This is a genomic window from Bradyrhizobium sp. 482_C4_N1_8 (assembly GCF_052075965.1).
In the GTDB taxonomy this organism is placed as follows: Bacteria; Pseudomonadota; Alphaproteobacteria; order Rhizobiales; family Xanthobacteraceae; genus Bradyrhizobium; species Bradyrhizobium barranii.
The window spans coordinates 170,836-194,997 of sequence record NZ_CP197231.1 but is presented as its reverse complement, the minus strand read 5'-3'; the positions used below and the strand labels follow the sequence as shown (position 1 = coordinate 194,997).

Here is a 24,162-nt window from a genome sequence, read left to right as displayed (position 1 = left end):
GTCGTCTGTGCTGGCCGGATCGCTCGCTACGGCTCCGCCGCGATGCTGGCCCAGCAGGTGATGGCGCTACAGACCGTGCTCCAGCGGCCGAACCCCTTGTAGATCTGGGCCGCGATCTGCTCCTGCTGCTGCAGGGTGCCTTCGGCCTTGATCTGCGGATCGGAGACGTTGCGGATCGCGAGCCAGCGCGGTGCCTTCTCGCCCATCTCCTGCGCGACTAGGCCAAGGATGGCATCGCCCATCTCGGAGACGTCGCCGAGCCCCTGGAGATGGAAGTGGTCGTCCGAGGTGTCGAAGCCGAAGAAGTCGGTGGTGACCACGGAGGAGGACAGGCCGCTCGGCTTCACGACGAAGATCTTCGGCGCCCTTGTATTGTCCTTCGGCAATTGCCCGGCATTGGCCTTGAACAGCGTCTTGGCCTGCGCGAACTTCTTCGTCACGGCGGATCGGCTGGAAAAATGCTCCTGCGCGAATGGCTGCTTCTTGAACTTCGATAGGCAGTCGAAGCGAACGATCGGACTGACGACGACGTCGCCGACCTCGAATTCCTTGCCGATGCCGCCCGCCGTACCGGTGGTGATCACGAGACTCGGCTGCACCTCGGTGATGATCTGGCGCCAGACGTCGATGTTCGGCAGCTGCGGGCCGTCCTGCGACATGTGCGAATCGGATTTGAAGATGACGACCTTCTTCTTGCCGATCGTGGTGGTCCAGTAGGTGCCGAGCCGTTTCAGCTCCTTGGCCGGACAGCCGTTGCGCATCTTCTTGGAGATGGCCGCGTAATTATGCGTATAGGGTACGTAATCGTTGCGGGAGTCCTTGCCCGGCGTCAGCACGCGGCTGAGGGCGTGGCCCTCGTCGACGGTCCAGGTCACGACCAGCACGTCGGCGCGCGGTAGCGGTCCCTTGCCGTTGCCCTTCGGCTTCGGCCCGGTTTGCGGCGCCAGCCCCTTCGGCCAGGCAATGTCGGTGAAGCGCGACAGCCCGGTCGAGGTCGAGAAGGCCATGAACTCGCGGCCCTCGCTCGACTCGGAATCGAAATCGATGATCTCGCGCCGAAAGTCTTCGGTCGTGACCTTCGCGGATTTCTTCACCGCGCCCTTGGCCACGCGTTTCACCGCGAAGGTGTCGGGCGGGGGCGGCGTCGTGATCGGATCGAAACCGAGATTTCTCTCAACCCATTTGCGGTCAGCACGCATCGCATTGTCTCCGCCAAATTGATTTCCAGACGTCTGATTTCGACAAACGTCTTCCGTTGGTCGGCCAGACAAGCCAACGGTTGCAATTTTAAATCGAAATCCTTGTCGTCGAATGGTCGTGAATATTGACCGATTCCGTGCCGATCTGAGCCAGTCGGATGTTGCCCCTGCCAAACAAGAGGTTTTCTGAAAAAATATCGTTCAAATGCCTGAACCAATTTGGGTTTGAGATTACACCTATAGTTGAGGTGCGACAATCTGCCTTCCAATCACAAACGGAGGAAGTCATGGCAAGCTCGACCACGCGCGTGACGCTGGCGAACAGCGCACGGAAATTGCCGAAGGGGGCCAAGCTCGTCGGCGCGGCCGATCCCAAGCAGGAAATCGAGATCAGCGTTCGCCTGCGCGCGAAGCGTGCCGACGATGAGCAGGTGATGACGCTCGGCGCGCAACCGCCGCGCGAGCGGCAGTATCTCTCGCGTGCCGAGTTCGGCGCAGAGATGGGCGCGGATACCGCCGACGTCGCCAAGATCGACGATTTCGCGCATCACCACGATCTCAACGTCAAGAGCGTGCATCTGGCGTCCCGCACCGTGAAGCTGACCGGGACGGTGAAGGCCATGAGCGCAGCCTTCGGCGTCAAGCTCAACAAGGTCAGATACGAGGGCGCGACCCATCGCATGCGTAAAGGCAGCGTGCAGATCCCGGCCGAGCTCGCAGGTATCGTGGTCGGCGTGCACGGCCTGGACAACCGGCCGGTGGCGCAACCCCACTTCCGCCGCAAGCTGCCGCAGAAGGGCGCAGCCGCACGCGCCGCGCAGGGCGGCAGCTTCTCGGTCGATCAGATCGCCCAGCTCTACAATTTCCCCGGCGGCGAGACCGGCGCCGGCCAGTGCATCGCCATCATCGAGCTCAACGACATCGACCAGAAGGGCCATCCCACGGGCGCCGGCTACAAAACGTCAGACCTGCGCACCTTCTTCAAGAAGGCGGGCATCCCGATGCCGAAGATCGCACCCGCGAGCGTCGACGGCGGCGCCAACAAGCCCGGCCATTCGGACGCCGACGGCGAGGTCGTGCTCGACATCGAGGTGGCCAGTGCGATCGCGCCCGGCGCCAGGATCGTGGTCTATTTCGCGCCCAACACCACCAACGGCTTCATCGATGCGGTCAAGGCCGCCGTCCACGACACCGCGCGAAAACCTTCGGTGATCTCGATCAGCTGGGGCGGGCCGGAAGACCAGGAAGGCTCGCAGCAATTCGTCGACGGCCTGAACGAGGCGATCCGCGACGCCGCCGCGATGGGCGTCACCGTCTGCGTTGCCTCCGGCGACAATGGTTCGGCTGACATGGGCGCGGACTGGGACGGCAAGCCACATGCAGATTTCCCGGCCTCGAGCCCGTTTGCACTCGCCTGCGGCGGCACCAATCTGAAGGCGCCGAACGGCGATATCAACGAAGTGGTCTGGAACGGCGGGCCGCAGGGCGGCGCAGGCGGCGGCGGTGTCAGCGTCGTGTTCCCGCGGCCGCAATACCAGGCCCAGGCCCATGTGCCGAAATCACCGACGCATCACAACGGCCGCGGGGTGCCCGATGTTGCCGGCGATGCCGATCCCGCGACCGGCTACCAGATCTTCCTCAACGGCGTCGGCACCACCATCGGCGGCACAAGTGCCGTGGCGCCGCTGATGGCGGGGTTGATCGCCCGCATCAACGAGGCGACGACGAAGAAATTCGGCAAGACCGTCGGCTTCATCAACCCGCTGATCTACGCCGCGCACACGCAAGGCGTGTTCCGCGACATCACGGTCGGCAACAATGACATCACCGGCGATTTGCACGGCATGTACAAGGCCGGCCCCGGCTGGGACGCCTGCTCAGGCCTCGGCGTCCCCAACGGCGAAGCGCTGCAGAATTTACTCTCGGCGTGAGGTTTGTCGTCGCCTCTCCCCGCGTGCGGGGAGAGGCCGGATCGCATCGAAAGATGCGATCCGGGTGAGGGGGAGTCTCCGCGAGTCCAACTGGTACCGCCCCCGCGGAGGCTCCCCCTCACCCCGACCCTCTCCCCGCAAGCGGGGCGAGGGAGAAGAACTACTCGTGCCGGTGCCCGTGCTTGCGCGCCTTCGCCTGCTTCCCTTCACCCGTCGGGATCATCACCACGCGGCCGTAGCGGACGCCGCGCTCGGCGATGATGTGGTCGGCGAAATGCTTGACCTCGGAGGCGTCGCCGCGCAGCGCCGTCATCTCCATGCAATTGTTATCGTCGAGATGGACATGCAGGGTGGCCAGCGCGAGGTCGTGGTGGCCGTGGAATTCCTGCACCAGGCGTTTCGAGAGATCGCGCGCGGCGTGGTCGTAGACGTAGACGAGGCCGGCGACGCAGGGGCCGGTCTGCGCGGTGTCCTCGGCGCTCTGTTGCAGGCCGGCACGCGCGAGATCGCGGATGATCTCGGAGCGGTTCTGGTAGCCGCGCGCTTCCGCTGCCGCGTCGATCTCCGCCAACAAATCGTCCTCGATCGTGATCGTAATCCGCTGCATCAGGTCCTCTCCGCGCGTACCGCTCTTGTTACCTCGCCCCGCTTGCGGGGAGAGGTCGGAGTTCAAGCGTAGCTTGAATTCCGGGTGAGGGGGACTCTCCACGAGTCCAATTGTCACCGTGGTCGCGGAAGCGGCCCCTCACCCCGTAAGAACGGGGCGAGGGAGCGCACCGTCATCCTCACAGCCGGGTCCCGCGCAGCCGCAGCGCATTCCCGACCACGCTCACCGAGGACAGCGCCATCGCCGCCGCGGCGATGATCGGGGACAGCAGGATGCCGAACGCGGGATAGAGGATGCCGGCCGCGATCGGAATGCCGGCGGCGTTGTAGATGAAGGCGAAGAACAGGTTTTGCCGGATGTTGCTCATGGTTGCCTGCGACAGTCTTCGCGCACGCACGATGCCGGTGAGATCACCGCCCAGCAGGGTGACGCCGGCGCTCTCCATCGCCACGTCCGTGCCGGTGCCCATGGCGATGCCGACCTCGGCGGCGGCCAGTGCGGGCGCGTCGTTGACGCCGTCGCCCGCCATCGCGACGCTGCGCCCGGCCTTTTGCAGCTTCGTCACCACCGCGCTCTTCTGGTCGGGCAGAACCTCGGCCTCGACCTCGGCGATACCGAGCCGGCGCGCCACCGCTTCCGCCGTCGTGCGATTGTCGCCGGTCAGCATGATGACCTTGATGCCTTCATCGGCCAGCGCTTTCAGCGCTTCCGGGGTCGAGGCCTTGACCGGATCGGCGATCGCGAACAGGCCGGCCAGCTTGCCGTCGACGGCCATGTTGATCACGGTGGCGCCGTCCTGGCGCATGCGTTCGGCCTCGGCATCGAGCGCCCTGGTGTCGATGCCGATCGACACCAGATATCTTGCGTTGCCGAGCACGATGCTCCTGCCGTCGATTATTCCGGTCGCGCCCTTGCCCGTCGGCGAGTCGAACTGTTCGACCTGAGCGAGGGTGAGTTGCTTCTCTTTCGCGGCGCGCATGATGGCGTCGGCCAAAGGATGCTCGCTGGCGCGCTCGACGCTGGCCGCAATGCGGAGGATGTCGTCCTCCGCAAAGCCGGCAGCCGGGACGATCGCGACCACCTTGGGCTTGCCCTCGGTCAGCGTGCCGGTCTTGTCGACCACCAGCGTGTCGATCTTCTCCATCCGCTCCAGCGCCTCGGCGTTCTTGATCAGCACGCCCGCCTGCGCGCCGCGGCCGACGCCGACCATGATCGACATCGGGGTCGCCAGGCCGAGCGCACAGGGGCAGGCGATGATCAGCACGCTGACGGCGGCAACGAGGCCGAACGCCAGCCGCGGCTCCGGTCCGAACCAGGCCCAGGCGGCAAAGGCGGCGATGGCGACGGCGATCACGGTCGGCACGAACCAGCCAGCGACCTGGTCGGCCAGCCGCTGGATCGGCGCGCGCGAGCGCTGCGCGTCGGCGACCATCTGCACGATCTGCGACAGCAGCGTCTCGCGCCCGACCTTGTCGGCGCGCATGATGAAGCCGCCCGATTGGTTGAGCGTCCCGGCGATCACTTTTGCACCTGGCTCCTTGGTGACCGGCATGGATTCGCCGGTGACGAGGGATTCGTCGAGCGCGGAGCGTCCCTCGAGGATAATTCCGTCGACCGGCACCTTCTCGCCTGGGCGGACGCGCAAATGGTCGCCGGCGTGGAGCGCATCGATCTCGACCTCGTGCTCGCCGCCATCGGCATCGACGCGGCGCGCGGTTTTTGGCGCAAGCTGCAACAGCGCCTTGATCGCACCCGACGTCGCGTCACGGGCGCGCAGCTCCAGCACCTGGCCGAGCAGCACCAGCACGGTGATCACAGCGGCGGGCTCGAAATAGACGGCAACGGCACCATCATGACTGCGGAAGGCCGCCGGGAAGATCTGCGGCACGACAGTCGCGACGATGCTGTAGAGATAGGCGACGCCCGTGCCCATCGCGATCAGCGTGAACATGTTGAGGTTGCGGGTGACCAGAGACTGCCAGCCGCGGACGAAGAACGGCCAGCCGGCCCACAGCACGGCGGGCGTGGTGACGACGAGCTGGATCCAGTTCGACAGCGCCGGATCGATCCAGTCGTGTGGTCCGGCGAGATGGCCGCCCATCTCCAGCACCACCGCCGGCAGCGCCAGCGCGCCACCGATCCAGAACCGCCGCGTCATGTCGGCAAGCTCGGGATTGGGTCCCGTCTCCAGGCTCGCGACCTCCGGCTCCAGCGCCATGCCGCAGATCGGGCAGCTGCCGGGTCCGACCTGGCGGATCTCCGGATGCATCGGGCAGGTGTAGATCGTGCCCGCGGGCATCTCGGGTTCGGGCGCCTTCTCTCTGACGAGATACTTTGCGGGATCGGCGGCGAATTTGGTGCGGCAGCCGGCCGAGCAGAAATGGAAGGTCTCGCCGTGATGTGTGTGGTGATGCTTCGAGGTGGCGGGATCGACCGTCATGCCGCAGACGGGGTCGAGGACTGTGGTCGCGGCGGCGCCATGGTCATGCGCGTGGTGCTGGGCATGATCGCCGTGCCCGCCGCAGCAGGAGGACGCCGCGGGCTTGTCGGCTGGCGGAGCACCCGTGGGGGCGGCCTCGGGAGCAGCCTTGGCGGAACAGCCGCATCCGGACGATGTTTCCGACGTGTGATGGTGCCCGTTTTCGGCGTCGTTCATTGCCATGCTCCGGCCTTGCAACATATACCCTAGGGGGGTATATAGAGCGCATGCGCAAGGACATCAAGGCATCCGTCGGAAAACGTCTTGGCCGGATCGAGGGTCAGGTTCGCGGCCTCTCGAAGATGGTCGAGGAGGACCGCTATTGCATCGACATCGTGACGCAGATTTCGGCCGTGCGTGCCGCGCTGCGCCGGGTCGAGGAAGAGGTTCTGAAGGATCACGTCGCCCATTGCGTCGAGCACGCGATCGCGAGCGGCGACAAGGCCGATCAGCGCGAGAAGATCGCGGAGCTGATGGCGGTGATCGGGCGGGCGGAACGGTAGGCTCTCACCATCGTCATTGCGAGGAGCGCAGCGACGAAGCAATCCAGATTGCCTCCGCCGAGGGACTCTGGATTGCTTCGCTACGCTCGCAATGACGGTGGAAAGAGCGGTGCAACGTCTCTCCTGGCCTTTGCCGGAACGACGGCAGGCGCGATGCTTACGCCGCCATCTCCTGCGCGCGTCCCCGCGCGCGGTACATCGCCAGTTCGTTCAGCAGCACAAAATGCTCGGAGCAGATGGCGCCCATCTCCGCGGGCTGCGCGCTCACTTCTTCAGCCGGAACTTCAGTCGGCGCTTCTTCGTCAACCGTCTCAGGAACGAGCGGCGGCGCACTGAGCGTTTCTGGAAACACACTGAATGTGCCCGCTACCTCCTCGAGCGGCTTCTGCTTGTCGGCCCAGTGCAGCGCGGTGTAGTCGAAGCCGTGCACGATGGTGGGTTTGACGACTTCGAAATAGGGCGAGATGTCGAAGTCGCGGGGCATGTAGAGCGAGGAATCGCGGATGTGCAGGATCTCGCGGCGGGCGGCGCGGCTGCCGGCCTTGGTGATCTTCGGCAGGATCGGATAGCGCACGGCATCGAAGGCCTGCGCGATCAGCGCCGAGCAGATGATTTTTGTCGGATCGCCCGAGCCGATCGAGATCATGCGCCGCCGCCAGCGTTGCGGGATCGGCAGCGGGAACAGGAAGCGCATCAGGTCGACGATGTTCTTGGTGTCGTAGCCGAAGCCGATGCGGTTGATCGCATAGCGGCAGACCGTGGTGCGGTCCTCATAGGACAGCCCGACCGGGCGGCAGACACGGGTGTGATACGGGAAATATTTCGACAGCGGCGCCGAGGTGACGCCCTCGCCGATATTGGCCTCGATCAGCACATGCGGCTCGCCATTGGGCTCCGTGGCGCCCTCGACCGGACCAACATAGAGCGCGGCATGGGACCAGGTCGATTGCGTCAGATATTTGATGATGCCGGAGATGCGGTTGTTGCCCTCGACTAGCAGCACGTCGCCGGGCTCGATGACGCCGCGCAGGTGCTCCGGGTCGCTCGGCGTGAACGGCTCGTAGCCCGGCACCTCCTTCGAGAGGTACGCGGCAATCAACTTGCCGACTGAGTCCAGAACCGTCCCCATTTCAAACTCCCCCCACGGCCTTTTCCGGCCGTCTTTTTCCCTTCTCTATCATGGTCGAAACGTGTTGCAATTCGGTTCATCACTCTGTGAGATCAAGCACGATTGATTCACCATGATGGTTGCCGTGCGACACCAGATGCAGCAAGGTTCGCGGGCTGTTCCCGTTCGCCGCAAGTTCCCGGAAACCATGACATGACAATCACGCGCCGCAGCTTCCTATCGGCGTCGGCGGCTCTTGCCGCGATGCCGGTCCTGCGCGCGACTGCCGCACCCCTGCCGCGCGAGGCCGACATCGTCGTGATCGGTGCGGGAGCGGCCGGAATTGCCGCGGCGCGGCGCATCATGGCGGCCAACCGCAAGGTCGTGGTCGTGGAAGCGGCATCCCAGATCGGCGGCCGCTGCGTCACGGACAGCACGACCTTCGACGTGCCGTTCGATCGCGGCGCGCGCTGGATGCACAATCCCGAGACCAATCCGATGATCCGGCTGGCGCGCAGTGCCGGGCTCGACGTCCTGCCGGCACCGACTGGCCAGAAGATGCGTATCGGCCGCCGCAATGCGCGCGCGGGCGAGACCGAACAGTTCCTGGCGGCGCTGGTGCGCGCCAACCGCGCCATCGACGAGGCCGGACGCGGCAAGCTCGATACGGCCTGCGCCTCGGTGCTGCCGAAGGATCTCGGTGACTGGGCCGGTGCGGCCGAATTCGTGCTCGGTGCGAGCTTTGCGGGCAAAGACCTCAAGGAGCTGTCGGCGATCGACAAGGCGCGTGCGCAGGACCGCAACACCGCGATCGCCTGCCGCCAGGGCCTGGGGACCCTGATCACCAGGCTCGGCGAACAGGCGCCGGTGGCGCTGGCGACGCCGGTGAGCAGGATTGTCTGGAGCAATCGCGATGTCAGCGTGGAGACGCCATCCGGCAGGATCGCCGCACGCGCCGCCATCGTCACGGTCTCGACCAACGTGCTGACGTCGGGCGCGATCAAGTTCGGGCCTGATATTCCCAAGCGCACGCTCGATGCGGCGTCGAAGCTCACGCTCGGCAGCTACGATCGCATTGTGCTGCAACTGCCGGGTAATCCGCTGGGGCTCTCGCGCGACGACATCCTCATCGAGCAGAGCAATTCGACGCGCACGGCGCTGATGCTCGCCAATATCGGCGGCTCTTCACTGTGTTCGATCGATGTCGGCGGCTCGTTCGGCCGCGATCTCTCCGAGCAGGGCGAGAAGGCGATGGTCGCCTTCGCCAGGGAATGGATCACGAAGCTGTTCGGCAGCGAGGCGGCGGCCGCCGTGCAGAAGACCACCGCGACGCGCTGGAACGCCTCGCCCTTCGTGATGGGCGCGATGTCGGCGGCCTCGCCCGGCGGGCAGCTCTCGCGAAAAATCCTGACCGAGCCGATCGGCAACATGTTTCTCGCCGGCGAAGCCACGCACGAGACGCTGTGGGGCACCGTCGACGGCGCCTGGGAAAGCGGTGAGCGCGCAGCCGATGCGGCCTTGCGCAAGATCGGCGCGCTCAAGGACGAGTCGGCCGACGTGCCGACGCAGTCGACGAAGAAGCGCCGCGCGCCTCGACAGTAGGACAATTAAGTCGCCAAACACTCCGCTGTCGTCCCTGCGAACGCAGGGGACCCATAACCACAGGGAGTGGTTTGGCGAAAGCTAGCAGTTAGGGGTCCTTGGTCGGTACTGCCACCTGCGCTTATCGACAAATCACACGGTATGGGTCCCTGCTTTCGCAGGGACGACCGCGGAGATTGTTACCGCAAAATCCCGTCCAGCACCGGCAGCCCCGCGATCACCGCCATCGCGATCAGACCGTAGCAAATCGCGCGAAACACTTTTTCGCTGGCGCGGCCGAACAGCGACGCACCGAACGCGACGCCGATCGCATAGACCGGGCCGACGATCAGCGACAGCACCAGCGATTCGCGTGAGATCAGGCCGGTCGTCGCGTAGCTGACCATCGAGAAGAAATCCGACGCGCCGAAGAACAGCACGATATTGGCGCGCGCGACGATCGGCGCGATGGGGCGGCCGAGCCAGTAGCCGACGATCGGCGGGCCGCCGGTCTGCGCCAGACCGCTACAGAAGCCCGAGAGGCCGCCGATGCCGACCGAGAGCCAGGCGTGGTCCTTGCCGCGATAGCGCCAGCCGGACAGCAGCAGCAGCAACAGCGCAGCGACGAAGCAGGAGATGATCCAGCGCGTGGTGACGGGCTCGAGCACGCTGAGGAAATAGGTGCCCACCGGCACGCCGACCAGCGCGCCCAGCACGATTACCGCGGTGGCCTTGCGGTCCGCCTTCCGCCACGCGTCGGGCAGCAGCGGCAGGGCCGCGACGAAATCGATCACCAGGAGCAGCGCGGCAACGAGACGCGGCGCCGCGATGCTGCTCGCCAGCGGCATGAAGATCAGCGCCGAGCCGAAGCCGGAGAAGCCGCGCGCGGTGCCCGAAACGAAAGCGACGGCGCAGAGCGCCATCGCAACGGTGAGGCTGACGTCCTTCGGAAGAACATCCGCAAGGGTCATCCGCGCAAGACGCCGCCGGTCTTCTTCGTGACTTCCGCCACGATCTTCCCGGCGACGGCCTCGATCTCCTGATCGGTCAGCGTCTTCTCGCGCGGCTGGATCGTCACGGCGATCGCGATCGACTTCTTGCCGTCATCGATGCCCTTGCCCTCGTAGACGTCGAAGACATTCACGCCGGTGATCAGCTTCTTGTCGACGCCTTGCGCGGCGCGAACGATGTCGCCGGCCTTGATGGTGCGGTCGACGATGAAGGCGAAATCGCGCGACACCGGCTGGAAGGCCGACAGCTCGATCACGGGCTTGGCGCGGGTCGGCTTCTTCTTCGCCTCGGGGATGCGGTCGAGGATCACCTCGAACACCATCAGCGGGCCGTCGGCGCCGAGCGCCTCGAGCGCGCTCGGATGCATCTCGCCGAAATAGCCGAGCACGTTCTGCGGGCCGATCTGGATCGTGCCGGAACGCCCCGGATGCAACCAGGCTGGTCCGCCCGCGACGATCTGCAGCGCCTGCATCGGTGCACCGGCAACGGCAAGCACCGCGAGCGCGTCGGCCTTGGCGTCGAACAATTCGGCCTGCGCCGAACCCGACCAGTGCCGTCCCAGACCTTCGGACGAAGCAAAGCCGCGCCGAACGCCGCTGGCCGCCATGAACTGATCCTGCGGGCGGTCGCCCTTGAACAGCTGGCCGACCTCGAACAGCGCGACATCGCCGAAGCCGCGATCGGCGTTGGCCTGCGCCGCCGCGATCAGGCCCGCCAACAGGGTCGGCCGCATGTCGGAGAGATCCGAGGCGATCGGGTTGGCCACTTCGAGCTCGCGCTGGCCGCCGCCGAACAGGGTTGCCGCAGACTTCGTGATGAAGGACCAGGTCACCGCTTCGATGATGCCGCGGCTCGCGAGTGCGCGCCTGGCGCGACGGGTGCGGAGCTGCAGCGGCGTCAGCACCGGCTTGCGCGCGTCCTCGCCGCGCTCGAACGGCGTCATCGGCACCTTGTCGACGCCGTAGATGCGCACGATCTCTTCGACGATGTCGGCCTTGCCATGCACATCGGTGCGCCACGAGGGCACCGCGATCTTCACCACCGGACCCGGGCCGGCCATCATGAAGCCGAGATGGGTCAGGATGCGCTTCATCTCCGGCTGCGGCACCTCGATGCCGGAGAGCCGCTTGACCTCGGTAACAGGAAAATCGATCACCCGGTCGTCGCCGAAGGCCTTTCCGACCACGACGTTCTCGGACGGCGCGCCGCCGCATATTTCCATCACGAGCTTGGTGGCGAGCTCCAGTCCCGGCACCATGAAGGCCGGATCGACGCCGCGCTCGAAGCGGTAGCGCGCGTCCGAATTGATGCCGAGCTTGCGCCCGGTCTGGGCGATGTTGATCTCGTTCCACAGCGCCGATTCGATCAGCACGTCGGTGGTGTTCTCGTCGCAGCCCGAGGCTTCGCCGCCCATGATGCCGGCGAGCGATTCGACGCCGTGCTCGTCCGCGATCACGCAGATGGCGGGATCGAGATTGTAGGTGCGGCCGTCGAGCGCCAGCAGCGTCTCGCCGTCGCGGGCGCGGCGCACCACGAGATTGCCCTTCACCTTCTTGGCGTCGAACACGTGCAGCGGGCGCGCGCGGTCGTAGGTCATGAAGTTGGTGATGTCGACCAGCGCATTGATCGGACGCAGCCCGATCGCGGTCAGCCGCTTCTGCAGCCATTCCGGCGACGGCCCGTTCTTCACCCCGCGCACCAGGCGCAACGCGAAGCCCGGACACAGCGTGGCGTCCTCGACCGCGACCTTCACGGGGCACGGGAATTCACCCTTGATCGGCTTGATCGTGGGGTCCTTGAACTTGCCCATGTCGGCCGCGGCAAGATCGCGGGCGATGCCGTGCACGCCGGTGCAGTCCTGTCGGTTCGGCGTCAGATTGATCTCGACCACGGGATCGCCGAGGCCCGCCCATGCGGCGTATGCCGCGCCGATCGGCGCATCCGCCGGCAGCTCCATGATGCCGTCATGGTCGTTGGAGATCTGGAGTTCGGCCGCCGAGCACAGCATGCCGCGGCTCTCGACGCCGCGGATGGTGCCGACACCGAGCGTGATGTCCTTGCCGGGAATGTAGGTGCCCGGAGGCGAGAACACGCTGACCAGGCCCGTGCGCGCATTCGGCGCGCCGCACACGACCTGCACCGGTGCGCCACCATCGCCGGTGTCGACCATGCAGACGCGCAGGCGATCTGCATTCGGATGCTGCTCGGCCGAGATCACCTTCGCGATGGTGAACGGCTTCAGCGCCTTCGCCTTGTCCTCGATGTTCTCGACCTCGAGCCCGATCATAGTGAGCTTGTCGGCGAGCTTTTCCAGGGGCTCGTCGGTGTCGAGATGATCCTTCAGCCAGGAGAGGGTGAATTTCACGAGCTCAGTCCTCCCGCAAGCGTCGGCAGTTCGAGCGGCTTGAAGCCGTAATGGGACAGCCAGCGGACGTCGCTGTCGAACAGCTGGCGCAAATCGGCGATGCCGTATTTCAGCATGGCGATGCGGTCGATACCCATGCCCCAGGCAAAGCCCTGGTACTCGTCGGGATCGATGCCGCAGGCGCGTAGCACGTTCGGATGCACCATGCCGCAGCCGAGAATCTCGAGCCAGTCCTCGCCCTCGCCGAAGCGGATCTCGCCCTTGTCGCGGCGGCACTGGATGTCGACTTCCAGCGACGGCTCGGTGAACGGGAAGAACGACGGCCGGAAGCGCATGTTGATGTGATCGACCTCGAAGAACGCCTTGCAGAACTCGTGCAGGATCCATTTGAGGTGGCCGAGATGCGAGTGCTTGTCGATGACGAGGCCTTCGACCTGGTGGAATTGCGGCGTGTGGGTCGCGTCCGAATCGATGCGGTAGGTGCGGCCCGGGCAGATCACGCGGATCGGCGGCTTCTGGCTCAGCATGGTGCGCACCTGCACCGGCGAGGTGTGGGTTCGCAGCAGCATGCGCGAGCCGTCCTCCTTCGGATGGAAGAAGAAGGTGTCGTGCATCTCGCGGGCGGGATGGCCTTCCGGGAAATTCAGCTTGGTGAAGTTGTAGTCGTCGGTCTCGATGTCGGGGCCTTCCGCGACCGAGAATCCCATGTCGGCGAAGATCGTCGTCAACTCGTCCCAGACCTGGCTCAGCGGATGGATGCGGCCGGCTTCAGTCGGCGCATCGCGCAGCGGCAGGGTGACGTCGATGGTCTCGGATGCGAGCCGCGCATCGAGCGCCGCCGACTTCAGCACGTCGCGCCGCGCGGCGAGGGCCTGGGTGACCTCGTCCTTGGCCTGGTTGATCGCGGCGCCTTGCGTCTTGCGCTCGTCCGGCGACATCTTGCCGAGCGTCGCAAGCAAGGCGGAGATCGAGCCCTTCTTGCCGAGGGACGCGACGCGGACGGCTTCGAGGGCGGCTTCGTCCCCGGCAGCACTGATCTGCGCGAGGATGGATTGGACGAGACTGGCGAGGTCGGACACGGTCGGATCCTTTCAAAACGCTGCCGGTTGTGGCCGCAGCCGGGCCGGAACGTCAAGCCGTATAGCCGTCGTAAATGCAGGGCATTTGAACCCTATAGGCATGGCTGGCACCAACCTGAAGTCGAGGGAGAAGACGATGCGTTTACGATCCTGGGTGGTCGGCTTGAGCTTGGTTCTTTTGGGGAGCGCGGCTCACGCCGCGGAGGAATGCCCGGCCAAATCGACGTCGATGGATGACATCATCGCGGTCCTGAACGCGGCGCCGAGCTGCGACCGTGCCATGACGCTGTTCGATGCTTGCGCATACGGCGCCAGCGGCGACGTGCAATTCGGCGAAGCGGTCGAGAAGAAGTGCGAGGCCGATTTTGTCGGCCGGCTGAGAACGCCGCAGAAGCTCAGCTATCAGCGCGAGTTGCGGGTCTGCGACCGGAAGTACCGGAACAAGTCCGGCACCATGTATATCTCGGCCACGGCCTTCTGCCGGGCGGAGGTCGCCCAGCGTTACTCGCGACGTGCGCTGAAGGCCGGCGGAGCCGGCCATTAGTGCTGGGCTTGCTCTGAAGCAGCCGCTTAGGCGGCCAGCGCAGCCTTGGCCTTCTCGGCGATCGCCTGGAACGACGCAGGCTCGTGGATCGCGAGATCCGACAGCACCTTGCGGTCCACGGTGATGCCCGACTTGGCGAGACCGTCGATAAATCGGCTGTAGGTCAGGCCGAACGGACGCACAGCGGCGTTGAGACGCTGGATCCAGAGCGCGCGGAAAGTCCGCTTCTTGCGCTTGCGATCACGGAACGCGTACTGCTGGGCCTTTTCTACGGCCGGCTTGGCGGCGCGGATGGTGTTCTTGCGGCGGCCATAGAAACCCTTGGCGGCCTTGTAGACTTTCTTGTGCTTGGCGTGGGCGGTCACACCGCGTTTGACGCGAGACATGACAAAATCCTTCAGAGATGACTTGGTTTTCGGATCGCCGCGCGAGCGCGGCGGAGGTGGCAATGATCTTCGACGATCTTGGACGCGATCAGGCGTTCGGCAAGAAGTACTTCTTGACGTTGTCGCCGTCGGTCTTGAACAGCACGCGAGTGCCGCGCAGCTGACGGATCTGCTTCTTCGTCCGCTTGATCATGCCGTGACGCTTGCCGCGCTGGGCGTGCATCACTTTGCCGGTGGCAGTCACCTTGAAGCGCTTTTTAGCGCCCGATTTGGTCTTCAGCTTGGGCATTTGGCTCTCCTAATGGCCACAGAAACCCGCCCGCGAAGGCGGCTGGCCGTCAAAAATGCTCGTTAGAGCGTTGATTGTGCTCAGGTTTTACGAACAAGCGCGAAACCCGCACGGACACCGCCACGGCAGCCCTTAATCAGCCGGGCGATGAAGGCTGGGCTTATGACAGAGGACAAGCCAAATGGCAACGCTGAACCGCCGAAACCTGCCCGGCGACTATTCGAAGTTACCACCCATATGTCCAAGCCATGTCGCCTGGAGCAAGACCAAAATGGCCCATTTTCCCCGATCGCTTTCGTCCTTGACGGACCTCGCCCGCCCGCGCCGCCTGGCGCTGCTTGCCGTGCTGGCCACGGCCGTGCTGCCCTCGACCGCCGACGCCCGTATCGGCAGCTATGACGGCATCTGGAATGTCACTTTCGCCACCACGCGGGGCAATTGCAGTTCCGGTTACAGCGTCCCCTTCACCGTCACCGGCGGCCGGGTGTCATCCGCCGGCGGCGGCCGGGTCTCCGGCACGGTTCGTCGCGGCGGCGCCGTCGCGGTCCAGGTCTCGGTCGGCGCGTCCCACGCCAGTGGAGGCGGCCGGCTCGGCGGGGTGGCCGGTGCAGGCTCCTGGAACGGCATCATTTCCGGCGACCGGTGCAGCGGCATCTGGCATGCGACCCGGTCCTGATACACAAACGGCCCGCCGGAAATCCGGACGGGCCGTTGAACTCTCAGTCCTGAAAAACGGACGTCAGCGCGGCGCCAGCACCATGACGACCTGACGGCCCTCGAACCTGGCATCCTGCTCGACCTTGGCGAGCTCGGCGACGTCGTTCTTGATCTTGTCCAGAAGCTTGGTGCCGATCTCCTGGTGCGCCATTTCGCGGCCGCGATAGCGCAGCGTGATCTTGACCTTGTCGCCTTCTTCGAAGAACCGCTGCATCGCGCGCATCTTCACGTCGTAATCGTGGTCGTCGATCATCGGGCGGAGCTTGATCTCCTTGATCTCGACGATCTTCTGCCGCTTGCGGGCTTCGGCGGCCTTTTTCTGGGCGGAATACTTGTACTTCCCGTAGTCCATGATCTTGCAGACGGGAGGGCTGACATTCGGCGAAATCTCGACCAGATCCATGCCAGCTTCCTGGGCCATACGGATGGCCATGACGGTTTCGACCGTGCCCTTGTTGTCACCGGTCTGATCGATCAGCTGGATTTGCGCATTGCGAATATCATCATTGATGCGCGGCCCGTCTTTGCTGGCAACGGGCGGGGCTTTATTGGGACGGCGAATGGGTGGTTCTCCAAAATTGTGAAAGAGGCGGCTAGTCTGAAGGAAGATGCGTTTGCCGGCAAGCAAGTCGCGTGCGGGAGGCGAAAAAGCCTCAAATGCGAGGCATTTTGGTCACGCCCATGGGCACGCTGCAGGACATAGACACCTTGCTTCTGTTCCGCAAGCGTCCCAAAGGGCAATAGCGATGCTGGGCTGGGCCTCGGAACGCATCCAGACAGCTCAAACCGAACAACCAGAGTAAACGTTCCATGAGCAATGCAATTCCCGAAGCCGTGCTCGGCTTCATCGATGTGGGCGAGGGACCGTCCGCACGCAGGATCGCGGTGCGCAGCCGCGCCGGTCGCGGACCCGGACTGGTCTGGCTCGGCGGGTTCAAGTCGGACATGCAGGGCAGCAAGGCCGTGGCGCTGGATGCCTGGGCCGCGGACCACGGCCGCGCCGCGGTCCGGTTCGACTACTCCGGCCATGGCGAATCCGGCGGCGAGTTCGCCGATGGAACCATCGGAAGCTGGCTCGAGGACAGCGTGGCGGTGTTCGAGCGGTTCTGCGACGGCCCGCAGGTTCTGATCGGTTCCTCCATGGGCGGCTGGATGGCGCTGCTGCTCGCGCGCGAGATCAGGAAGCGGGCCAGTAAAGCGTCGCTTGCGGGCCTGGTGCTGATCGCGCCGGCGCCCGACTTCACCGAGGAGCTGATGTGGAAGAATTTTTCGCCTGCGGTGAAGAAAGAAATCGAGACCAAGGGCTTCTGGCTGCGGCCGTCGGACTATGGCGATGGCTCGCCCTATCCGATCACGCGGAATCTGATCGAGGAGGGCCGCAATCATTTGCTGCTCGGCAGCGCCATCGATCTCGGCTGTCCCGTCCGCATCCTCCAGGGCGCGCAGGATCCGGATGTGCCCTGGCAGCACGCATTCGCGCTGACGCATCGCCTGCCGGCCGACGACGTCGTGCTCACCATGATCCAGGACGGCGATCACCGCCTCTCCCGTCCGCAAGATATCGCCCGCATTCTTGCCGCGGTGGCCGAGATCGGGTGAGACTGCCGCCCAACATTCGGTGTCATCGCCCGACTTGATCGGGCGATCCAGTATTCCAGAGGCCATCGTGCTTTAGCCGAGAAGCCGCGGCGTACTGGATGCCCCGGTCAAGCCGGGGCATGACGAAGAGCGAGAATGGGAGAAATGCCAATGACCGCCACTGCCATGCTGCGCACCTTTTGCGACGCCGTCGAACAGCGTAACGGAAAAGCCTTCGCGGATCTCTTCACCGAGGACGGCGTCTATCACGACGTCTTCTACGGCGCCTTCGAAGGCCGCGAAAAGATCGCAGCGATGGTCGACGACTGGTTCTATCGCACGGCGACCGATTTCCGCTGGGACATGCATGATCCCGTCACCGACGGCACCACGCTCTATGCGCGCTACACCTTCAGCTATCGCTCGACCTTGGCCGAAGCGAACGGCGCGCGGGCGATGTTCGAGGGCGTCGCGATCATGACGCTGCGCGACGGCAGGATCGTGAGCTATCACGAGGTCGCCAACACCGCGCCGGCGTTCGTCGATCTGAAGTTTGCGCCGGAACGGATTGCGAAGATCGTCGGCAAGCAGGGTGCTGAGCTGAAAGCGCGGCCGGAGATGAAGCGGCATCTGGCGTAGCCGCGCGGCCCCTCTCCTCTTGTCATTCCGGGGCGTGCCACTTGGCGCGCGCCCCGGAATGACAGTAACGACTACCGCTTCGACGGATTCGCCATCGGCTTGCGCTGCGCCAGTGCTGCGACCGTGGCGGTGCCGATCGGGCCTTGCTCGTCGTAGAGCCAGCATTCGCCGATCGCGACACCATCGGTCGCCTGGTGATTGACCACGTCGAAGCCGATCCAGTTCGTCACTGGCAGCCGATGCAGATAGATCGTGACGTCGCTGTTGATGTAGCCGAGCCCCTTGTCGCCGGCGTTGGCAAAGGGGCTGGCGAAATCGGCGCCGACAGCGACATGGACGAACGGCGTCATCGGCACGCCGGCCACGAGCTCGCGCACCTCGCTCATCCAGAGCCGGCGCGGACCGAGCGAGCCCATATGGCCGACGATCGGCCGCGTCGTCCATTTGCCGTTCATGCCGAGCCTGGGATCGGTGGGCTTGGGAATGTCGTCCGGCTTCGGCACGTCCCAGTTCGGCGGCGACCAGACGTTGCCGTCCGGATTCTGCGTTTTGCGCAGCAGCTGGCACGAGGCACGCGCCATGCTGACGCCGCCGGAGACAAATTCGGCCTCGACCACGCGAATGCGTAGTCCGTCGCGCACCAGCCGCGTCGTCACCTCGATCGGCTTGTCGATGGTCGGCAGCCGAAACATGTCGACCGTGAGCCGCGCCGGGACGAATTCCGGGCCGGAATGGCGCTCCTCGATGGCGAAGCCGAGCAGGCCGACGATGACGCGTCCGTGCAGCGATTTCGGATCCCAGGGACCGTTGGCCACTTCCGTCGGATGGAATGTATCGCCGTCGCGGGTGAAGAAAGGCATGTTTGTCATGACGCGCGACTTTGAGGAAACGCGTGAGGAAATCAAGGTCCCCCAATCCTCAGGGTGAGGAGGCGCGAAGCGCTCTCATCACAACAACGGTGTCATCGCCCGGCTTGACCGGGCGATCCAGTACTCCGAGACGATTGTGGTTCAATCGAGAGGCCGCGGCGTACTGGATGCCCCGGTCAAGCCGGGGCATGACACCGAGAATTAGGAAGCGGCCTGCCACTCTTCACGCACGCTGTCGTCGTGCTCGTTGCTCGCCGTGGCAAACCTCATCGCCTCAAACTCTCCGCGCGACACCAGCTGCTCCAGCGCCCACACCGCAGCGCCACGCACCAAAGCGCTCTCATCGCCGAGCAATCGCCGCGCCTCCTCCGCCAGCATCGCCTCACCGGAGTTACCAATCGCGATCAGCACGTTCCGCAAAAACCGGTCGCGGCCGATGCGCTTCACCGGCGACTTCGTGAACAGCGCGCGAAACGATGCATCGTCGAGCCGTGCGAGTTCGGCGAGCGACGGCGCGCGCAATTCGTCGCGCGCGGCGAGCTTTGCCTCGCGTCCCTCCTGCGCGAACTTGTTCCAGGGACACGCTGCAAGGCAATCGTCGCAGCCATAGATGCGGTTGCCGATGGCCTTGCGAAACTCGCGCGGGATCGGTCCCTTGTTCTCGATGGTCAGATACGAGATGCAGCGCCGCGCATCGAGCTTGTAGGGCGCCGGAAACGCCGACGTCGGGCAGATGTCGAGGCACGCCTGGCATGAGCCGCAATGATCGATCTCGGCGTCGTCGCGCGGCAGCTCGAGCGTCGTGTAGATCGCGCCGAGGAATAGCCAGGAGCCGAACTCGCGCGAGACGAGATTGGTGTGCTTGCCCTGCCAGCCCAGATGCGCGGCTTGCGCCAACGGCTTCTCCATCACCGCCGCGGTGTCGACGAACACCTTTACGTCCGATGGCGCGGTCGCGACCAGCCAGCGCGCCAGCGCCTTCAGGCGCTTCTTGATGAGATCGTGGTAGTCGTCGCCCTGCGCATAGACCGAGATCGCCGCGCGCGTGCGCTGCTGCAGGATCGCGAGCGGATCCTGGTCGGGCCCGTAATTGACGCCGAGCATGATGACGCTGCGCACGTCCTGCCATAGCCCGCGTGGATCGACGCGGCGCTCGGGGTGTGCTGCAAGCCAGTCCATGTCGCCATGGCCGCCCGAGGCGATGAATTCGAGAAAATGCTTTCCGGCGTTTTCGATCGTGCCGGATGCGGTGATGCCGATGCAGTCGAAGCCGAGCGCGCGTGCCTCGTTTGCAAGCGCCGCCTTCAATTCGGTCGGATCCGAGTTCAGAAGTCGAGGTCCACGTAGGTCCGCGATGCCGGCACGCCCGCCAGCCATTCGCTCAGCAGCGGACGGAACGACGGGCGGGATTTCACCCGTGCGTACCACGCCTTTGCTGCGTCGTCCTCGCTCCATGGCACGTCGCCCAGATAGTCGATCGCCGAGAGATGCGCCGCGGCGGCGAGGTCCGCGTAGGTGAGCCGGTCGCCGGCGAGGAAGTTCCGCGTCTGCGCCAGCCAGCCGATATAGGCCAGATGATAGCGCACGTTGGCCTTGGCGGCTCGCATCACGTCGGCCGAGGGTGCGCCGCCGCCGTTCTCCTCGCTCATGAAGCGCTTGTAGATGCGCTCGGTGACCAGAGGATGCGAGACCTCCTCGAAGAATTTTTCGTTGAACCAGGCCATCAGCCGGCGCACCTCGACGCGCTCGGCGACCGTTTCCGGCATCAGGCGCTTCGGTCCCATGTCGGCGCCGTAGGCCTCATCGACATATTCGGCGATGATCGCGGCGCCCGGTATGGGCGATTGTTCCTTGTCCACCAGGACGGGCGTGGTGCCGGCCGCATTGAGCAGCAGAAATGCCTCGCGCCGCTCCCAGCTGCGTTCTTCGACCAGCCGCAATTCGAGCCCGTATTCTCCCGCGATCAGGCGGATGAAACGCGAATGCGGGCAGAACGGATGATGAAACAGCGTAAACATGAAGCCTTTGACTATTTGATGGTGATTAAGAATCCATCAATGTTTGTGCGGCGCCACACTAGTCCTTCAAAACCGCGAGGCAAGGGCGTGACGTCGCATTTTGCGATTGCGAGAGCAGGACGAATAGGCGAGAAGAGCCCCGCTTTTCCAGCGGAAATGGACCGTAAATATGTCAGACGCAATACGGGCAGTGATCCTCGGCATCATCGAGGGTGTGACCGAGTTCCTTCCCGTGTCCTCGACCGGCCACCTTCTGCTCGCGGAGCGCTTCTTCCATCTCGGCGAAGGCGCCTTCTGGGATTCGTTTACCGTTCTGATCCAGCTTGGTGCGATCCTCGCGATCGTCGTGCTGTACTTCAAGAAATTGTGGGACGTCGCGATCGGTATGTTCACCGGCGACGCCTATGCGCGCCGCTTCGTGATCGGCGTGCTGGTGGCGTTCCTGCCCGCGGTCATCGTCGGTCTCGTCGCCGGCAAATACATCAAGAGCCTGCTGTTCAATCCGTGGGTCGTGTGCTTCTCGCTGATCGTCGGCGGCGCCATCCTGCTGTGGGTCGATCGGCTCGATCTCAAGGCGCGCGAGCATGACGCCACCCGCTTTCCGCTGCTGATGTATCTCTATATCGGCATCGCGCAGTGCATCGCGATGATCCCGGGCGTGTCGCGCTCCGGCGCCAGCATCGTCGCCGCGATGTTTCTGGGCGCCGACAAGCGCGCGGCGGCGGAGTTCTCGTTCTTCCTCGCCATCCCCACCATGATCGGCGCGTTCGCCTACGATTTCTACAAGAACCGCTCCGAGATGACGATGGACCACATGGGCATCGTCGCGATCGGTTTCGTGGTGTCGTTCATCACCGCGATCATCGTCGTGAAGACTTTCTTGAGCTACGTCACCCGCCACGGCTTCGCGGTGTTTGCCTGGTGGCGCGTGATCGTCGGCACGCTCGGCCTGATCGCGCTGGCGCTCGGCCGTTAACCTCTCGAAAACTCACTGACGCGCCTCAACGCAATATAAGCTTTTGATCGGTAGGCAGTTTCCAGAGCAGGGCGGCGCGCCCGGCACAGGAGCTGAACTATGACCCTCGTCAGCGGCTGGGGGCGTTTCCCGGTCGTCGATAGCGAGCTGCTGCGGCCGCGGTCGTTCGAGGCCGTGGGCGAAGCCGTGGTGACGGGCTCCGTGGCCAGGGGCAACGGCCGCGCCTATGGCGATGCCGCGATCGGCGCCGCAAGGACCATCGCGATGACGGGGTTCGACCGGGTCCGGTCGTTCGATCCCGTGACCGGACGCATCCGGCTCGAAGCCGGCGTGCTGCTGTCGGACCTGATCGACACTTTTGGCCCGCGCGGCTTCCTGCCCTTCGTCGTGCCGGGTACGCGCTTCGTCTCGGTTGGCGGCGCCATTGCCGCCGATGTCCACGGCAAGAACCATCATTGTGAGGGTGGTTTCGGCCGCTATGTCGACAGCATCCTGCTGCGCACCGGGCAGGGCGAGACCATCGAGGCCTCGCGCGAACAGAATTCCGATGCCTTCTTCGCGACCGTCGGCGGAATGGGCCTCACCGGGGTGATCCTCGAGGCGACGATGCGGCTACGACCGGTCGAAACGGGGTGGATCCGCGAGCGGGTGATCTCCGCATCCGATCTCGATGCCGCGATGCGCGCGCTCGATGCGGGCGATTCCGCGACCTATTCGGTGGCCTGGATCGATTGTGCCGCACGCGGCAGCGATCTCGGCCGCTCGCTGATCTATCTCGGCGAGCACGCAAGGACGGGCGAGATTGCCGACGGCGCCGGTGCATTTCCCGCCGGCAAAAATCCCGGCCTCGCGGTGCCCGTCGACCTGCCGTCGATGACGCTGAACCGCTACAGCATCCGCGCCTTCAACGAGCTCTACTACCGCATGGGCGCGCGGCGCGCCGGCGCCAGCCATGTGGTCTCGCTCTATCCGTATTTCTTCCCGCTCGACAGCATCAGTGACTGGAACCGCATCTACGGCCGGCGCGGTTTTCTCCAGCATCAATGCGTGATCCCGGAGCTGGGCGCCCGCGCCGTGCTCGGCGAGATCCTCGATCGCGTCGCCCGGCGCGGCGATGCCTCCTTCCTCGCGGTGCTCAAGAAACTCGGCCAGGGCGACGGCATCCTGTCGTTCCCACTGCCCGGCTACACGCTGGCGCTGGATTTCCCGGTGAAGGGCGACATCCTGAATTTCCTCGACGAGATCGACCGCCTGGTCGTCGCCGCCGGCGGCCGGCTTTATCTGGCCAAGGATGCACGCCAGTCGCGCGCCACGTTCGAAGCTGGCTATCCGGCCTTGCGGCGCTTCAACGCAATCCGCAAATCGCTCGATCCCGCCGGGACCATCCGCTCAAAACTTTCACAACGCCTGTTCGATGAGGTTTAAGCCGTGACGTCACGCAAGTCCGCAATTGTGCTCGGTGGCTCCTCCGATATCGGCCGCGCCGCCGCGCGCGCCTTTGCCAAGGCCGGATACGATGTCGCCCTCGCGGGCCGTGACGTCGCCGCACTCGAGCCTGACGCCGCCGATCTGCGCGCGCGCTACAATGTCGAGGTTGGCCTCCACACATTCGATGTGCTCGATACCGCTTCGTTCGAGGGTTTTGTGAGCGGCCTTCCTGCGTTGCCTGATGTCGTTGTCTCGATCGTCGGCCTACTGGGCGTGCAGCAAAATGCCGAGAGCGATCTCGCGCACGCCACCACGATCATGCGCTCGAACTACGAGGGCCCGTCGCTGATCCTCGGCCTGTTCGCAGAGAAATTTTTGGCGCGCGGCAGTGGTACGCTCGTCGGCGTCTCGTCCGTCGCCGGCGATCGCGGCCGTGCCTCCAATTATGTCTACGGATCGGCCAAGGCAGGCTTCTCCGCCTTCCTGTCGGGCCTGCGCGCCCGCGCCAGCCGCGACGGCGTCCATGTCGTCACCGTAAAACCCGGCTTCGTCCGCACGAAAATGACGGAAGGCATGAAGCTGATCGGCCCGCTCACCGTCGAGGCGCCGGTCGTCGGCGATGCGATCCTCAACGCCGTCGAGAAGAAGACCGACGTCGTCTATGTCAGCGGCAAATGGCGTCTCGTGATGCTGATCATCAAGACGCTGCCGGAAGCGGTGTTCAAGAAGCTGAAGTTTTGAGGCGGTTGCGACCCACACCACAGTCTCGTCACGCCCGGCCTTGTGCCGGGCATCCACGTTCTTGGTGGCCGCGGTGAGAAAGACGTGGATGGCCGGGTCAAGCCCGGCCATGAC

At 64.9% G+C, this 24,162-nt stretch carries 23 protein-coding genes; 10 read left to right on the top strand and 13 right to left on the bottom strand.

Annotation, left to right across the window (positions count from 1 at the left end; translation table 11 throughout):
* Positions 1–26: 26 nt before the first annotated feature.
* Positions 27–1,199 carry a phosphorylase family protein gene (locus AB7Z56_RS00860; protein WP_063980232.1) on the bottom strand — a complete coding sequence of 391 codons (1,173 nt, stop codon included), beginning with the start codon at positions 1,197–1,199 and terminating at the stop codon, positions 27–29.
* Positions 1,200–1,486: 287 nt separating this feature from the next.
* Here AB7Z56_RS00860 and AB7Z56_RS00855 point away from each other — a divergent pair, with 287 nt between their 5' ends.
* Positions 1,487–3,130: a S53 family peptidase gene (locus AB7Z56_RS00855; RefSeq protein WP_283017899.1), complete on the top strand. Its 1,644-nt coding sequence runs from the start codon at positions 1,487–1,489 to the stop codon at positions 3,128–3,130.
* Positions 3,131–3,290: 160 nt separating this feature from the next.
* Here AB7Z56_RS00855 and nikR read toward each other — a convergent pair whose 3' ends face one another.
* Together nikR and AB7Z56_RS00845 are read right to left on the bottom strand one after the other, a co-directional pair.
* On the bottom strand, positions 3,291–3,737 hold the full coding sequence (nikR, locus tag AB7Z56_RS00850; protein WP_063980230.1) for a nickel-responsive transcriptional regulator NikR: 447 nt from the start codon (positions 3,735–3,737) through the stop codon (positions 3,291–3,293).
* A gap of 178 nt (positions 3,738–3,915) precedes the next feature.
* Positions 3,916–6,393 (bottom strand): heavy metal translocating P-type ATPase, encoded by a 2,478-nt coding sequence (locus tag AB7Z56_RS00845; RefSeq protein WP_063980229.1) that lies wholly within the window; start codon positions 6,391–6,393, stop codon positions 3,916–3,918.
* Positions 6,394–6,443: 50 nt separating this feature from the next.
* On the opposite strand from AB7Z56_RS00845, the gene AB7Z56_RS00840 reads away from it, so the two are divergent.
* Positions 6,444–6,719 (top strand): metal-sensitive transcriptional regulator, encoded by a 276-nt coding sequence (locus AB7Z56_RS00840; protein WP_007598521.1) that lies wholly within the window; start codon positions 6,444–6,446, stop codon positions 6,717–6,719.
* 157 nt (positions 6,720–6,876) lie between these two features.
* Here AB7Z56_RS00840 and AB7Z56_RS00835 read toward each other — a convergent pair whose 3' ends face one another.
* Positions 6,877–7,848, bottom strand: coding sequence for a YiiX/YebB-like N1pC/P60 family cysteine hydrolase (locus AB7Z56_RS00835; RefSeq protein WP_063980228.1), 972 nt, complete (start codon positions 7,846–7,848; stop codon positions 6,877–6,879).
* A 192-nt stretch (positions 7,849–8,040) separates the two neighbouring features.
* On the opposite strand from AB7Z56_RS00835, the gene AB7Z56_RS00830 reads away from it, so the two are divergent.
* Positions 8,041–9,429, top strand: coding sequence for a flavin monoamine oxidase family protein (locus AB7Z56_RS00830; RefSeq protein WP_063980227.1), 1,389 nt, complete (start codon positions 8,041–8,043; stop codon positions 9,427–9,429).
* 179 nt (positions 9,430–9,608) lie between these two features.
* On the opposite strand, the gene AB7Z56_RS00825 is transcribed toward AB7Z56_RS00830, so the two are convergent.
* From AB7Z56_RS00825 to pheS, 3 genes are read right to left on the bottom strand one after another with little or no spacing between them, the layout of a single operon-like run.
* On the bottom strand, positions 9,609–10,379 hold the full coding sequence (locus AB7Z56_RS00825; RefSeq protein WP_231143742.1) for a sulfite exporter TauE/SafE family protein: 771 nt from the start codon (positions 10,377–10,379) through the stop codon (positions 9,609–9,611).
* A complete protein-coding gene (gene pheT / locus AB7Z56_RS00820) occupies positions 10,376–12,784 on the bottom strand; it encodes a phenylalanine--tRNA ligase subunit beta (protein ID WP_063980226.1) in 2,409 nt (802 codons plus the stop codon). Before pheT ends, AB7Z56_RS00825 begins: the two co-directional genes overlap by 4 nt.
* Positions 12,781–13,863 (bottom strand): phenylalanine--tRNA ligase subunit alpha, encoded by a 1,083-nt coding sequence (gene pheS, locus AB7Z56_RS00815; RefSeq protein WP_063980225.1) that lies wholly within the window; start codon positions 13,861–13,863, stop codon positions 12,781–12,783. Before pheS ends, pheT begins: the two co-directional genes overlap by 4 nt.
* Positions 13,864–13,999: 136 nt before the next feature.
* Between pheS and AB7Z56_RS00810 the strand changes: the two genes are divergently transcribed.
* Positions 14,000–14,407 (top strand): hypothetical protein, encoded by a 408-nt coding sequence (locus AB7Z56_RS00810; RefSeq protein WP_063985967.1) that lies wholly within the window; start codon positions 14,000–14,002, stop codon positions 14,405–14,407.
* A 26-nt stretch (positions 14,408–14,433) separates the two neighbouring features.
* Here the strand turns inward: AB7Z56_RS00810 and rplT are convergent, their stop codons facing one another.
* Both rplT and rpmI read right to left on the bottom strand, forming a co-directional pair.
* Positions 14,434–14,793, bottom strand: a complete 360-nt coding sequence (gene rplT, locus AB7Z56_RS00805; RefSeq protein ID WP_014490867.1) for a 50S ribosomal protein L20 — start codon at positions 14,791–14,793, stop codon at positions 14,434–14,436.
* Between the two features lie 88 nt (positions 14,794–14,881).
* Positions 14,882–15,082: a 50S ribosomal protein L35 gene (rpmI, locus tag AB7Z56_RS00800; protein WP_008539890.1), complete on the bottom strand. Its 201-nt coding sequence runs from the start codon at positions 15,080–15,082 to the stop codon at positions 14,882–14,884.
* A 271-nt stretch (positions 15,083–15,353) separates the two neighbouring features.
* Here rpmI and AB7Z56_RS00795 point away from each other — a divergent pair, with 271 nt between their 5' ends.
* Positions 15,354–15,758, top strand: coding sequence for a hypothetical protein (locus AB7Z56_RS00795; RefSeq protein ID WP_063980224.1), 405 nt, complete (start codon positions 15,354–15,356; stop codon positions 15,756–15,758).
* Between the two features lie 63 nt (positions 15,759–15,821).
* On the opposite strand, the gene infC is transcribed toward AB7Z56_RS00795, so the two are convergent.
* Positions 15,822–16,361 carry a translation initiation factor IF-3 gene (gene infC / locus AB7Z56_RS00790; protein WP_071917037.1) on the bottom strand — a complete coding sequence of 180 codons (540 nt, stop codon included), beginning with the start codon at positions 16,359–16,361 and terminating at the stop codon, positions 15,822–15,824.
* Positions 16,362–16,609: 248 nt separating this feature from the next.
* Between infC and AB7Z56_RS00785 the strand changes: the two genes are divergently transcribed.
* Both AB7Z56_RS00785 and AB7Z56_RS00780 read left to right on the top strand, forming a co-directional pair.
* A complete protein-coding gene (locus AB7Z56_RS00785; RefSeq protein ID WP_063980222.1) occupies positions 16,610–17,398 on the top strand; it encodes an alpha/beta hydrolase in 789 nt (262 codons plus the stop codon).
* Positions 17,399–17,548: 150 nt separating this feature from the next.
* A complete protein-coding gene (locus AB7Z56_RS00780) occupies positions 17,549–18,016 on the top strand; it encodes a nuclear transport factor 2 family protein (RefSeq protein WP_014490871.1) in 468 nt (155 codons plus the stop codon).
* Positions 18,017–18,087: 71 nt separating this feature from the next.
* Here the strand turns inward: AB7Z56_RS00780 and AB7Z56_RS00775 are convergent, their stop codons facing one another.
* The 3 genes from AB7Z56_RS00775 to AB7Z56_RS00765 form a co-directional block, all read right to left on the bottom strand.
* Complete coding sequence (locus AB7Z56_RS00775; protein ID WP_028169709.1) at positions 18,088–18,885, bottom strand: acyl-CoA thioesterase domain-containing protein; 798 nt, start codon at positions 18,883–18,885, stop codon at positions 18,088–18,090.
* 201 nt (positions 18,886–19,086) lie between these two features.
* On the bottom strand, positions 19,087–20,262 hold the full coding sequence (gene queG, locus AB7Z56_RS00770) for a tRNA epoxyqueuosine(34) reductase QueG (RefSeq protein WP_063980221.1): 1,176 nt from the start codon (positions 20,260–20,262) through the stop codon (positions 19,087–19,089).
* Positions 20,211–20,903: a glutathione S-transferase family protein gene (locus tag AB7Z56_RS00765; RefSeq protein WP_063980220.1), complete on the bottom strand. Its 693-nt coding sequence runs from the start codon at positions 20,901–20,903 to the stop codon at positions 20,211–20,213. The genes queG and AB7Z56_RS00765 overlap by 52 nt, the downstream gene beginning before the upstream one ends.
* A 169-nt stretch (positions 20,904–21,072) precedes the next feature.
* On the opposite strand from AB7Z56_RS00765, the gene AB7Z56_RS00760 reads away from it, so the two are divergent.
* The 3 genes from AB7Z56_RS00760 (at position 21,073) to AB7Z56_RS00750 (ending at position 24,048) form a co-directional block, all read left to right on the top strand.
* Complete coding sequence (locus AB7Z56_RS00760) at positions 21,073–21,879, top strand: undecaprenyl-diphosphate phosphatase (protein WP_063980219.1); 807 nt, start codon at positions 21,073–21,075, stop codon at positions 21,877–21,879.
* Between the two features lie 99 nt (positions 21,880–21,978).
* On the top strand, positions 21,979–23,304 hold the full coding sequence (locus AB7Z56_RS00755) for an FAD-binding oxidoreductase (protein ID WP_063980218.1): 1,326 nt from the start codon (positions 21,979–21,981) through the stop codon (positions 23,302–23,304).
* A gap of 3 nt (positions 23,305–23,307) precedes the next feature.
* Positions 23,308–24,048 (top strand): SDR family oxidoreductase, encoded by a 741-nt coding sequence (locus AB7Z56_RS00750; protein ID WP_063980217.1) that lies wholly within the window; start codon positions 23,308–23,310, stop codon positions 24,046–24,048.
* Positions 24,049–24,162: the final 114 nt, after the last annotated feature.